At 54.0% G+C, this 13,143-nt stretch carries 8 protein-coding genes and 3 pseudogenes; 6 read left to right on the top strand and 5 right to left on the bottom strand.

Going from position 1 to position 13,143, the window contains the following annotated elements:
• Positions 1 to 386 precede the first annotated feature (386 nt).
• The 4 genes and pseudogenes from EQV97_RS28480 to EQV97_RS28465 all read left to right on the top strand — a co-directional run bounded on the left by EQV97_RS28480 (position 387) and on the right by EQV97_RS28465 (position 4,512).
• Entirely contained in the window at positions 387 to 950 is a 564-nt protein-coding gene (locus tag EQV97_RS28480; protein WP_240890537.1) for a recombinase family protein, read from the top strand.
• 399 nt (positions 951 to 1,349) lie between these two features.
• Positions 1,350 to 1,910 carry a recombinase family protein gene (locus tag EQV97_RS28475; protein WP_240890536.1) on the top strand — a complete coding sequence of 187 codons (561 nt, stop codon included), beginning with the start codon at positions 1,350 to 1,352 and terminating at the stop codon, positions 1,908 to 1,910.
• 4 nt (positions 1,911 to 1,914) lie between these two features.
• Positions 1,915 to 3,551 (top strand): annotated as a pseudogene (locus tag EQV97_RS28470) (IS481 family transposase).
• Positions 3,541 to 4,512 (top strand): AAA family ATPase, encoded by a 972-nt coding sequence (locus tag EQV97_RS28465; RefSeq protein WP_240890535.1) that lies wholly within the window; start codon positions 3,541 to 3,543, stop codon positions 4,510 to 4,512. Before EQV97_RS28470 ends, EQV97_RS28465 begins: the two are co-directional and overlap by 11 nt.
• A 160-nt stretch (positions 4,513 to 4,672) precedes the next feature.
• Here EQV97_RS28465 and EQV97_RS28460 read toward each other — a convergent pair whose 3' ends face one another.
• The gene (locus EQV97_RS28460) at positions 4,673 to 5,005 is read right to left on the bottom strand and encodes a hypothetical protein (protein WP_240890534.1); all 333 of its coding nucleotides are present in this window, start codon (positions 5,003 to 5,005) and stop codon (positions 4,673 to 4,675) included.
• Between the two features lie 307 nt (positions 5,006 to 5,312).
• Positions 5,313 to 6,385 (bottom strand): annotated as a pseudogene (locus tag EQV97_RS28455) (YbfB/YjiJ family MFS transporter).
• Between the two features lie 266 nt (positions 6,386 to 6,651).
• Here EQV97_RS28455 and EQV97_RS28450 point away from each other — a divergent pair.
• Positions 6,652 to 7,419, top strand: coding sequence for a helix-turn-helix transcriptional regulator (locus EQV97_RS28450; RefSeq protein WP_240890533.1), 768 nt, complete (start codon positions 6,652 to 6,654; stop codon positions 7,417 to 7,419).
• A 290-nt stretch (positions 7,420 to 7,709) separates the two neighbouring features.
• On the opposite strand, the gene EQV97_RS28445 is transcribed toward EQV97_RS28450, so the two are convergent.
• Positions 7,710 to 8,690, bottom strand: a complete 981-nt coding sequence (locus EQV97_RS28445) for an IS5 family transposase (RefSeq protein ID WP_240890532.1) — start codon at positions 8,688 to 8,690, stop codon at positions 7,710 to 7,712.
• 790 nt (positions 8,691 to 9,480) lie between these two features.
• Positions 9,481 to 10,233 (bottom strand): histidine utilization repressor, encoded by a 753-nt coding sequence (gene hutC / locus EQV97_RS28440; protein WP_240890531.1) that lies wholly within the window; start codon positions 10,231 to 10,233, stop codon positions 9,481 to 9,483.
• A gap of 94 nt (positions 10,234 to 10,327) precedes the next feature.
• Between hutC and EQV97_RS28435 the strand changes: the two genes are divergently transcribed.
• Positions 10,328 to 11,692 (top strand): formimidoylglutamate deiminase, encoded by a 1,365-nt coding sequence (locus EQV97_RS28435; protein ID WP_240890530.1) that lies wholly within the window; start codon positions 10,328 to 10,330, stop codon positions 11,690 to 11,692.
• Positions 11,693 to 12,087: 395 nt separating this feature from the next.
• Here EQV97_RS28435 and EQV97_RS28430 read toward each other — a convergent pair.
• A pseudogene (locus EQV97_RS28430) lies at positions 12,088 to 13,020 on the bottom strand (tyrosine-type recombinase/integrase); the annotation flags it as partial.
• Positions 13,021 to 13,143: the final 123 nt, after the last annotated feature.

Raw genomic sequence — 13,143 nt, 5'->3', positions numbered from 1 at the left:
TGGCTATCGGTTGCCTGCGTCCATCCGCTTGCGACTGACAGGCGGGCCATACAGCAGCGGGGCTTTGTCAACATTCCTCACGCTGTGTGTACCCTATGTTCCATTATAAGCAGTCTCGTTCGCTTATCTGACTCGGCTTTGCCGTCAGACAGCATCGGCAGCGTGATCGAATCAATGGAAAATAAATCCCTTAACGGTTCGCTGGGTAAAGGCCTGCTAGCTACGACCGACCGCTTAGGGTTGTCTGTCGCACCAAGCCATAACTGTCGCTTAATTCCTAAGTTATGCGACAGTTTCACATACGCTGGATTTGTTGGCTCTGACCTGTCGCATAAATCTGTCGCACGTTGTAAGTTACCTGCGACAATAAATGCGACAGGTGCTCCATGGAAAACAAAGGTCAGCAGATTGGTTACGCTCGGGTTTCGACACAAGGGCAAGACCTGGAGCAGCAACGGATTGCACTTGGGCAAAACGGTTGTCAGCGAATTTTCGAAGAGAAGGTCAGCGGTGCCAAGCGAGACCGTCCAGAGCTGAGTCGGCTGCTCGATCATTTGCGACCAGGTGATGTGCTGACCGTGACACGGTTGGATCTCTTGGCCAGGTCAACGACAGACCTGCTTCATATTGCCGAACGCCTAAAAGAGATCAATGCAGGTCTGCGTTCGCTTGCTGAGCCCTGGGCTGACACTACTTCACCAGCCGGGCGAATGGTGTTGACGATCTTCGCGGGGATTGCTGACTTTGAACGGTCGCTGATTGGGGAGCGCACCAGTGCTGGCCGAGCTGCGGCCAAAGCCAAAGGTGTTCGATTTGGGCCTAAGCCTGTTTTGACTCATGAGCAGATAACCCATGCACGTAGGTTGATTGATAAGGGTCAATCAGTCTCCGAGGTTGCACGTCTTTTGGGGGTTCATCGAGCCACGCTATACCGTGCGTTGCCTCAATAGATAATTAGCGCAATGTCCCAGCAAAGCCCACCCAGCGGACTTTTTGCGACTGCTGGACGCCAGTGGGTGCGGAGCTGGTCTACTCAATAGTTGTAGCGACCTGCAATCATAAACACCCCGACCTGTAATCATCGTGTTTTTCGACCGGGATTAATTGCGTCTATCCGACCCCGCAAACCGGGATTAATTGCGAATGAACCTGCATTCATTCGCTTCGACCTGCAATCCAGCGCGGCCAACCAGAATTAATTGCGACTGAACAATATTCTGCATGCCTCATATGGGTACACCTAAACGATACTCTTGGATGAGACAGTTTTCTTGTCTCAATAGGGTTGTATTTCGCTTTTGGTATGCTAGTTTCATGGGTTCTAAAGCCTAACGAGACAAACTTTACCCATGGCTCTTTACGGATACGCTCGTGTTTCCAGCAGCGACCAGGATTTCATGCTGCAAGAAAAAACCTTGCGCGAAGCGGGTTGTGATGTGGTTCGTGCCGAGAAAGGAAGTGGGGCAAGCCGGGTGGGTCGAACGGAGTTGCAGACGCTGCTCGATTTTCTGCGCCCTGGCGATACGCTGGTGGTGACACGCATTGACCGCCTTGCACGAAGCATCAAGGATCTTCAAGACATCGTTTACACACTAAAAGAGCGCGGCGTTAGCCTCAAGGCGACTGAGCAGCCGATTGACACACTGAGTGCAGCAGGGAAAGCCTTCTTGGACATGCTGGGTGTTTTCGCAGAGTTTGAAACTAACCTACGACGTGAACGCCAACTCGAAGGAATTGCTGAAGCTAAAGCTCGCGGTGTCTACCGGGGTCGTAAACCGTCCATTGACCCTCTCGAAGTTCAGCGTTTGCAGGCTGAAGAAAAACTAGGCGCCACAGAAATTGCGCGAAGGCTTGGCGTCGGTCGTGCCTCGGTGTATCGAGTATTAGCTCAGCATGGAAGCCAGGCGTAATTCCATTCCTGTCGATTCGTTGCTGCAATTGCGGCAACGACTTGATCGCTTGCCGAAAAGAAGCCCGGAACGAACTGCCCAGGTGGCCGCGATAGCGGAGTTGTACGGGGTGTCTCCCAGCACCGTGTATCGAACACTGGACCTCATTCATAAACCCCATGCGGCCCAGCGGGCCGACCACGGTAAGCCACGTGTACTGCCGCAATCCGAGTTAGAACGCTATTGCGAGCTGATTGCGGCGTTAAAACTGCGTACAACAAACAAGCAGGGGCGGCACCTATCTACCCGTCGCGCCATTGAGCTGCTGGAAGACTATGGAGTAGAAACGGAGCAGGGCCTGGTCAAAGTGCCTAAGGGAGTGCTGACCCGTAGTACAGCAAATGAATATCTCAACCGCTGGTACCTGGGTCAGTCACGACTATTACGACAGCCACCGGCCACCCGCTTTCAGGCGGCGCGCAGCAATGACTGTTGGCAGTTCGACCTGTCGCCCTCCGACCTCAAGCACATCGACAAACCGGACTGGGTTGATCCGGCCAGGGGTATGCCGACGCTGATGCTGTTCAGTGTAGTGGACGACCGCAGCGGGGTGGCATATCAGGAATACCGCTGCGTATACGTTGAGGACGCGGAATCGGCGCTGCGCTTCCTGTTTAACGCCATGGCGCCGAAGGCGGACCCTACCTTTCCGTTTCAAGGCCGCGCGAAGATGGTCTACCTGGACAATGGCCCGGTGGCCAAGCGCCGGGTCTTCCAGAACGTCATGCAGGCACTGGGCATCGAGTGGCAGACGCACATTCCTGCCGGCAAAGATGGTACACGCACTACCGCTCGCTCAAAGGGCAAGGTAGAGCGCCCGTTCCGCACGGTGAAAGAGGCCCATGAGACGCTGTATCACTTTCATAAACCAGAAACCGAAGCGCAAGCCAACGAGTGGCTGATGCACTACTTGGTGCGCACCTACAACGTACAGCCCCATCGTAGCGAGCCGCATTCACGGATTGAGGACTGGCAGTCCAATCTACCCGATGAAGGCATTCGTGAGATGTGCACTTGGGAGCAACTCTGCCGCTTTGCCGCGAGCCTGAACGGCGCAAGGTGGGGGTCGATGCACGGGTCACTGTTGATGGCACCGCTTTTGAGATGGAGCCAGACATGGCGGGAGAATGTGTGGTGTTGCTCTGGGGGCTGTTCGATAACGAACTCTATGCCGAGTTCGGTGGTGAACGCTTCGGGCCTTACTATCCGGTGTCCGGACCCATTCCGCTGCATCGGTACCCTGCGTTCAAGCGGGGTAAAGTCGATGAGCGATCCGAACGCATCCGTTCACTGGCCGATCAGTTGGGGTTGCCCATTGCTGCGCTGGCCGGTAACGATGTGCGGCTGACACCTTCGACTATTTCTGTGGAACTACCACGTCTCCCCTTCAATGCCGAAGCCCACGAGTATCACTTTCCCAGCGCTATCACCGCCAAGCTGGCCATTGCCGATGAGCTCGCGCAGCCGTTATCCAAACTCTCGACTGAGGATCAAGCCTTCATCCACCAGGTGCTGAATGAGACCCTGACACGACGGGTTGTCCTGGAGCGCATCAGGGCCTACTTCCGCCATAAAAAAGCAGGAGACGAACATGCGGGTTGAAGTCATGCAGCACTACGGGTTGACGTTACCGCTGAGCCAAGCCGGTTATTTTGAGACCGCGCACCACCAGCAACTGATCAAAGACATCAAGGGCGCGATCTTCGAAGGCCGCCTGATTGCCCTGTGTGGTGTCATCGGCAGTGGCAAAACCGTGATGCTACGCCGCCTTCAGCAGGTAATGGAGGAGGAAAAGAAAATCACCGTCTCCAAGTCCTTCGCCATCGAGAAGCACAGCATCAAGCTGGCTACCTTCATCGCTGCGCTTTACTACGATTTGTCCACCGAAAAACAGGTCCGCATCCCCACCCAGGGCGAAAAGCGTGAACGTGACTTGCGCGAGCTGGTGAGGAAGAACAAGCGCCCGGTGGCCCTGTTTGTGGATGAAGCCCATGACCTCAATGGTCACACCCTGACAGGGCTTAAGCGCTTGATGGAGTTGGTCGAAGGCGGCGACGGGCGACTGTCAGTGGTGCTGGCTGGTCATCCCAAGCTGCGTAATGACCTGCGTCGCCCGACGATGGAGGAAATCGGCTACCGCACCGACATCTTTTCGCTCGACGGCATCGTCGGTAGTCAGCGCGAATACATTTACTGGCTACTGGAAACCTGTACAGAGGGAAAAGTCGATGCTCAATCGATCATAACTGAGGAAGCTATTGATCTGTTGGCCACCAAGTTACGTACCCCCTTGCAAATTCAGCTGCATCTGAGCCTGTCCCTAGAGGCCGGTTACCTGACCGGCGAGAAACCTGCCTCGGCGGAGCTGGTGGAGTCCGTGCTGTCGCGTCAGCTGGATGACCTGGAACCGACGCTGACCCGCCATGGATACCGTATTAAAGACCTGGTAGAGCAGTTCGACGCCAGGCCCACCGAAATCAAAGCGTTGTTCAGCAACATGCTCGACCCAGCACGGGCTGCCGAGCTACGGGACAAAATGCTGGCAGCGGGATTGCCGATCTGAGCTCCGTCAGTAGCCAATAAGGTGGGTTGGCCGTGATGGATTGCAGGTCGAAACGGGTACATGCAGGCTCATTCGCAATTAATCCCGGTCGAAAAACCCGTTGATTGCAGGTCGTTACAACTACAGCTAGCGTTGCAGAGTATTGATAGAGATTCGGCTGCTAAGCAGAGAAGTACTTCAACCAATAGGCTTCCCGGCATTCACTGTTAAAGCTGATGTGGCAAGGACTAATGGTTTTGTCGAGCGGCTGGCGAACGACCTCATAACAAATCCAGCATTCGGCGCAGACTGCGTCGCTGGGAAAATTATCCTGCTCCGCTAGCCGTTTGATGAGTGCGCCGTTATCAAAGGCATAGGTTTTTTCCTCCGCGGTGACGGTGTATCCCTGGTCAAGCCAGGTTTCTTGATTCGAGTTTTCAAGATGCACGGTGCGAGGCGACGAAACTCCCAGGATGGCACTGACGTAGTTAACAAGGTGATCCAGATGAGCCATGAGTTGTATCCGCAGGTGGATTAGAGCGACTAACAAGAGTCCTAATTCGGCGATGCGACTTTACTAACAAGGTCAGTAACCTGACAACTCTGCCTATCGTCACAGGCCGTGATCCAGCACTCTCGGTGGGCATGCTCTTGTTGATGACGGCTCACCGGCCCCTTACAGATAGCGTGAGCCCGTCGCAATGGAATGCAAGCCAGTAGCGTTGAATGCAAGCCCACTTGCAATTAATGTGAGCCCAAGGGCTCCGTCAGTTGCAGATAATCTGAGCCGAAAAATGGGATAAATGCGAGCCCGCGTGTTTTCACACGCGAACCGCTACACCTAAACGCGATGCCTGTCGTCCTGCCGCCAACAGAAAAAAGATGCCAACCGCCATTACGCCGGCCGCCGCGAGGAGCGCGCTGTGGTAGCTGCCTGTCGCGGCGGCAAGGTAGCCTGCAATGGCCGGCGCAATGATCTGGGCTGCGCCATAACTTAGAGTAAGCTTCGCCATTGCCTTGGCCGGATTGGCCGGAAAGCATCGACCGATAATAGAAAGCGTCAGGCTAACAATACCAACGAAGGTGCTGCCATACATGACTGCGCTCAATAAGTTAGCGACAGCCCCCTCGCTGATGACTGGAAAAACGAAGGATAGGATTTGCAAGACGTAACATAAGACTAGCGCCGGAATATTACCGATGCGTGCGGCGATGCGATCCCAAAAAAAACTCGAAGGAACGGCAGCGATTCCAACGATGACCCAGACCCATCCTCCGCTCCCGGAGAGCAGGGGTAGCTTCTCGATGATCGCGACCATAAAAGTCGCGCTGATGACATAGCCGAAGCCACTAGAAAAATAGGCGGCGAGCATACACAGGATCCAGCGCTGCGTCGGCGGAGACGAAACCTGTTTAGCCTCATGACCCTCTACCTTGGCCGGAGCCGGCATCCAGAACCCTGCTGGCAAAAAGAAAGCGATGCCGAGCAAGCCTAGACCGACCCACAGCTGTGACCAACTCAGCAGCCCAGTCATGGGCGCGATACACATGCCGGAGACAGCGATGCCAACGCCCATGCCAGCAAAGTGAACGCCCAGCTCCGGCTTGCCGCCAGCCCTAATCAACCAGTTGAGAACGAAGCCTGAGGCCAGTAACGAACCTGCCACGCTGGACAAGCCTGAAACAAAACGCAGTGCTAGCCATAGGTAAACGTTCTGTGTCGGGCCCATGGCAATGGTGCTGAGTATCGCGATCACCAACCCAGCGCGATACATGAAGTATTTGCGCTGTAGATCCGAGGCCCTGGACGCGAGCAATACACCGAGCATATAGCCCGCATAGCGGTCGCCAGCCAGCCCCCTGTGACGTCGCTCAGACCCGCCTCACGATGCATGATCGGTAACAACGGCGTGTAGGCGAAACGCGCTAGACCCACGGTCAAAATCAGCGCACAAATGCCGGCGCACAGCACAGAGTAAAACTCCTGCCTGGTGGGTGAATGTATTGCTGACGTGTTAACACTCATAGGATTACCCGACGTTATTTATGACTCCCAGTCATTTTAAATAGCCGAGTTACTTACTGTCTCTATATACTATGACTAAATATATTGATGAAAAGACAAAGGACGATACCAAGATGCTGTAAAGCACAAGCTGGTTGACAATCACCGCGCCCAACCTTGAGCAATTGCCGTGCAATGTGTATTTCCGTTCGCAGAACCTGAACACACGTGAGATGTCTACGTCTCACTCACATCGCTGGAGCCAGTTCGTCTATGCCATCTCAGGCGTATTGCTTGTGACCGTCGCCGATAACTGGTTTGTCATAACGCCAGAGCAAGCCATGTGGCTGCCAACAGGAACACCCCATGCTACGGGGGCACTTCAGCAGGCGGAATTCCGCAGCCTTTACGTCGCGGATCAGGCCGATTTACGCATGCCCCCCGGGCCGACAATGTTATCCGTGTCACCACTGCTGAAAGCGCTGATCGTTGAGTTAAGCGAAATCGAGGCGCGAAACGATGAGCAAAAATATATTGAACAAGTGAATGCGCTGATTATCGAGCAACTGAACCGCCAGCCAAGACAGGACTTCCATCTGCCATGGCCGAACAGCTCAAACTTGCGGGCGATCTGCGAAGCGCTCTACGCCGAGCCTGCTGACCCGCGCAGTATACAGAGTTGGGGGGAGCTGCTAGGCGCGTCGCCTCGCACCCTGGCACGTCACTTTGAACAGGAGCTCGGCATGAGCTTGAGGGAATGGCGTCGGCGATTGCGTCTTTTCCGCTCGCTGGAATGGTTAGGCGTGGGGCGTAGTGTCACTGATATTGCCTTTAACCTCGGCTATGCATCCCCCTCAGCCTTCATCTATATGTTCCGCCAAGAAATGGGCTATACCCCAAGCCGCTGGGGGGAAAGTAAGTAATCTGGCGCACCGTCGCAACCGGGGCGACATCACCCAAAGACCGGCAGATTTATTATTTTCGACCACCCGTTTGAACGTTAAGTGTAACGGCTCGCATTTGAAAACACGCGGGCTCGCATTTATCCCATTTTTCGGCTCAGATTATCTGCAACTGACGGAGCCCTTGGGATGCTCCGATCAACTCGCCGCTATCTTGCGGGAAGTCGATAACTCTCCGGAGCGCATCGTTATTGGCGGCGAAACGTCTCGCACACATCAGCTTGGCGGGCTTTTTAGCCCAGTTCTCCGCATCAAGCGCGCAACTCGCCCATACCCATCAGCTGTTTTCGAGCCATCCACAGGTTTGACAGGGCGAACAGCGTGGTCAACTGGGCCGTGTTTTTCATCAGACCGCGAAAGCGCACTTTCACGTAACCAAACTGCCGCTTGATCACCCGAAACGGGTGCTCAACCTTGGCCCGCGTCTGCGCTTTGCAGTACTCGATTTTGCGCTTGGCCTTGTAGAGCAGGCTGCGTTTATTCAACCTGGAATAGGTGCTGCGCCGCGCTGCGATCTGCCAGATCACTTCACGAGTTTCGTGCTCATCACGCTTCTCTACACCGGTGTACCCAGCGTCTGCGTACACCGCGTTTTCTTCGCCATGTAACAGCTCGGCGACCTGCGTGACATCGGCCACGTTCGCCGCCGTGCCATGAACGTGATGAACCAGCCCCGACTCCACATCGGCGCCGATATGCGCCTTCATTCCGAAGAAATACTGGTTACCTTTCTTGGTCTGATGCATCTCGGGACCGCGCTTGCCGTCTTCGTTCTTGGTCGAGCTGGGAGCATGAATAATGGTGGCATCGACGATGGTGCCTTGGCGGAGCGAGAGGCCTTTTTCCTGCAAATAACCATTGATGACCGCAAGGATCACAGGCGCCAGTTGGTGCTTTTCCAGCAAGTGCCGGAAGTTCATGATTGTGGTGTCTTCGGGGATCGGCGCGCTCAGCGTCAGGCGTGCGAACTGGCGCATGGGCGTGATTTCGTACAACGCTTCTTCCATGGCCGGATCGCTCAGGGAAAACCAGTTCTGCAACAGGTGGATGCGCAGCATGGTTTCCAGGGGGTAGGGTTTTCGGCCACCACCGGCCTTGGGATAGAACGGCTCGATCAGCCCCAGCAGGCCAATCCAGGGCACAACCTGATCCATCTCGGCGAGGAACCGTTCGCGGCGGGTTTGCTTGCGCTTGCCGGCGTATTCAAAGTCGGAAAAGCTCATCTGGCTCATGGGCAGCTCGGATCAGGTGGTCAGGCGTATTTCAGCACATCTGCGGACTTGTTCGGAGAATCCCTTGGGCTCACATTAATTGTAAGTGGGCTTGCATTCAACGCTACTGGCTTGCATTCCATTGCGACGGGCTCACGCTATCTGCAAATGATGAGTGGTCATTATTGTTTCGACCTCTCTGTCAATTTGAAGTCTTAGACCCTGGGCGGGCCGTGTAAATCAATGGATGGCCACCCTAAATTGGCGCGATTTACCGGGTGGCTTGACTGTCGATCAAGGGTATACCCATATGAGGCGCACAGAATATTGCTCAGTCGCAATTAATTCTGGTCGGTCGCGCACGATTGCAGGTCGAAACGGATAAATGCAGGCTCATTCGCAATTAATCCCGGTTTGCCGGGGTGGATAGACGCAATTAATTCCGGTCGAAAAGCGCGTTGATTGCAGGTCGGCGTGTTTATGATTGCAGGTCGTTACACATAAGCAGTTCCAACACAAATGCTATGCGCCAAGCGACATCACCGGCCAGCGAGCGTAGCAAAACGCCGACAATGTCAGTAATTCCGGCGATGCGGACATTGAACAGTATCAATAGCGCTGCGCCAGTGCCGATCTGTAAACTACCAGGCGGTTCATGTTGGTGACTTGGCTATACGCATCTTCAATTCCATCGCCTTTCAGGATGGCTTTGATGCGTTCATTGAGTGTAGAGATAGCATCCCGGGCAATGTCGAGAGTACTGCTCGAGTCGGAACATGCGCAGATATCCGGCGGCACGATTCGGAACTGATCATGAACTGAAGCGCCCCTCAAGGCGATGTCGTGAGCCCGGATGTATCAGTCGCGCAGAGGTGACCGCCTGATTGCCGGACCAAGTACGCCGACGAATCAACAGGCAGGGCTCATTGTGATTAATCTGCAATAGCCTGCACTCTTCCGCCTCAGCGAGGATCGCTTCGACCACATGCTCACCCTCGGTCAGGGGGGCGACCCTTGACAGGTAGGCATAGGGAGTCTGCACGACGAAATCCTGCTGGAGATAATCCGGAGCCAGTACAGCATTCACGTAGCGATCTTCAAGTTGCACCGCCACGTCGTCCTCATAGTGTACGAGCAAAGAATGAAACACCCTCTGCCCTTCGCGCATGTTCAATGCGAAGGCCCGCTCAGGGCTAGCCGACTCCTCGGTTAGGAGAATCACCTTGCAACGGTGGCGATGGTCGCGTGACTTTATTTCATCGGCAATGTTGTTGACCTCAAATAGAGCCGAATGACCCTTGCGTTCCGCGACGAAAGTACCCACCCCTTGCATGCGCATCAACAATCCATCAGCTGTGAGTTCACGAAGGGCGCGATTGATCGTCATACGACTAAATCCTAGTGCGTCCACCAGTTCGCTTTCCGAGGGTATCCGTTGATGTGCCAGCCAAGTGCCACTCTGTATCTGTTGAGTGATCATCCGTTTGACTTGCGCATAGAGCGGCGCTGGCACATCGCTGATTTGATCTGCCAACGAGGATGAGTTTTGTGGCTGCTTCGACATGTGGTTCTCCTTCTCATGCTGAGTAGTAGTTTACTCTTATCGCAAACATCTGTATATGTATATACAATCTAATTCCAACTCATAGGTTGTCTTTATGCCTGCATTCATTGCTCCCTGCGCATTGTTACCCGAAGGCTGGGCGCACGACGTACATTTTGAGGTTTCCACCTCCGGCCACTTGGAAAAAATCACCATTGGCGGCTCATCTGAAGGGGCTGAACGCTTACGGGGACCTGTGCTACCAGGTATGCCAAATGTTCATTCGCACGCATTCCAACGCGCGATGGCGGGGCTTGCCGAAGTTGCCGGTAACCCAAACGACAGCTTCTGGACTTGGCGTGACCTGATGTACCGAATGGTGGGGCGCCTTTCTCCCGAGCAAATGCAGATTATTGCGCGTCAGCTTTACATAGAAATGCTCAAGGCCGGCTACACGAGCGTGGCTGAGTTTCACTATGTGCATCATGATGTCAACGGCATACCCTATGCGGATCCAGCCGAGTTAGCTTGGCGTATCAGTGAAGCCGCAAGTGAGGCGGGTATAGGCCTAACTTTGCTCCCTGTACTATACAGTTACTCTGGTTTTGGCTCTCAGGAACCGAATCAGAGTCAACGACGCTTCGTAAACACCACCGATAGCTATCTTGACTTGCTGGAGCGTTTAAAACCACATCTGGCTATAAAAACGGCACAGCGTCTCGGTATCTGTTTTCATTCCCTCCGAGCGGTCTCACCCGAGCAAATCAACGTCGTGCTAAACGCGGTGCATCTTGATCAGCCGATCCATATCCATATTGCCGAACAGTTGAAAGAAGTAAGCGATTGCCTGGCCTGGGCTGGTCGCCGTCCGCTGCAATGGCTTTATGAAAATGTTTCGATCGATAGACATTGGTGTTTAGTACATGCAACACATGCTAACAGCAATGAGATTGCTGCCATGGCACACAGCGGAGCTGTGGCAGGACTATGCTTAACTACAGAAGCTAATTTGGGAGACGGTATATTTCCGGCCGTTGACTATTTCAGGCAGGGAGGGCGCTTCGGAATCGGGTCAGACAGTCACGTATCGCTGAGTGTGGTTGAGGAGTTACGTTGGCTGGAGTATGGACAGCGCTTGCGCGACCAACGACGTAATCGACTTTACTGTGACGACCAACCAATGATCGGTCGCAATCTCTATGACGCAGCTTTGAGTGGTGGCGCTCAGGCGCTTGGGCAGTGCGTCGGGACGCTCGAGGTAGGCAAGCGGGCCGATTTATTGGTTCTGAACGGTGATAACCCGTATATAGCAACTGCCAAGGGCAATGAAATTCTCAACCGTTGGTTGTTCGCTGGCAGCGACTCTCAAATATGTGATGTCATGGTCAATGGTCAGTGGGTGATCAAGAATGGTCACCATGCTGAGGAAGAGCGTAGCGCTCGAGATTTCACCAACGTGCTGAAAAGTCTTTTGGCTTAAATAGGTGTGGTTGGCCAAAAAACGCGGAACTAATAAGTTGGAAGGCATGATAGTGCGTAAACAAGATGTCAGCTCGATACCAGAAATATTTAATTTAAAGAGAAAGCGGTGAGCGCTCAGCTGGAATCTGTTGGATTACTAGGGCGGAATCGCAGTCAGTTCAATTGACTGACTGCTTTTGGCTATTGGATGCTGACTGAGAGTGCTATCGATTCCAAATTGCTAATCGATATGGATCTCAGCGGCTCACAGTGCCAGAACAATCCGAGCTTTCGTTCTAATTAGATTGGCTTTCTCAAGGCTGACTTGCGCCAAATATTCGGTTAAGCGTGTTTAATTGGCACCACTTCCTCGGCATCGGGATTGGTCAACATTTCCAAGCGTTCCCCTAGTAATCACCAGGCGTCACGCTTTTCGTTGGCATAGTCATGGTGCAGGTAATGGCGGCGCACTTTGGAGCCGCCTAGCAGGTCATGCTAGGAGCGGTCGATAATTTCCAAGATTACGCCAAGTTCTTGCATCATCGTTGCGCCTGTGCGGCGTAGGTCGTGCGGCGTCCATTTACCTTTAGTGCCGTTGTTCAGCACCAACGCGTTGTCATGGCGGCGGCCTGATGGCGGCTTGCTACGGTTTTTGAACTTCTCCTGCTGGTCGCCCAAACGCTTGGAAATGCTTTTGAGGTCAACGTGGCCGGCATTGTTGGTGGCGGGGAACAGGTACGAGGACTCGCCTGTCAGGGTATGCAGTTCCTTGAACTGACGCTGGGCGAAGGCGGAAAGAAAGACATGGTGGTCTTGGCGTTTGCCTCGCTGCCTTTTGGTGTTCTCGGCTGGGAGAAGCCACGTTTCCTTATCTAGATCGACGTGTTGCCACTCACCCTTCAATAAATCACCGATGCGACATAGAGTACTCAGGCATATCCACAATGCGAGCTGAGCTTTTCGTTCCAGGGGGCGCACGCCGGAGTATTTCCGGCCGCCGGGGAGGGCGAAATAGTTTCGCTCCATGCGTTTTAAAATGTTGTGCAACTCCCTGATTTCATCGAAAGACAGTACTCGGTCGCGCTGTTCCTGGTAGTTGTGGTCGAGCAGTCTTTCGACTTCCACCAACTCGGACGGGTTGCCGTCAATCATCAAGCCGCGCCAGGGCTTTCGCTTTTCCGCCCAGCGCAGCATCTGCCCTATATCATTATTCAGGATAACCACGGCCCGGTTCAGGCCGCGAGCTCGTAAAGCGCGTAGAACAGCCAGTAAGTCCTTCTCGGTCAAGTCTCGCAGCGCCTTCTTACTTATGGTGGGCAGCACGTTCTTGCTTAAGCTGCGCCTTAGGGAAACTCTTATATGGACGCCTCCCGGAGCTCAATAGATAGCCATGCTGGCGCATAGGTAGGAGCAGTCTTATATCCGGCCTGTTGTGCAGGCCGAAAAACCTGCTGGCCCTGATGGAATCCG

This window comes from Pseudomonas sp. TMW22090, assembly GCF_022496665.1.
In the GTDB taxonomy this organism is placed as follows: domain Bacteria; phylum Pseudomonadota; class Gammaproteobacteria; order Pseudomonadales; family Pseudomonadaceae; genus Aquipseudomonas; species Aquipseudomonas gregormendelii.
Note: the sequence above shows the minus strand (reverse complement) of the source record. Positions and strands in the feature narration are given on the sequence as shown.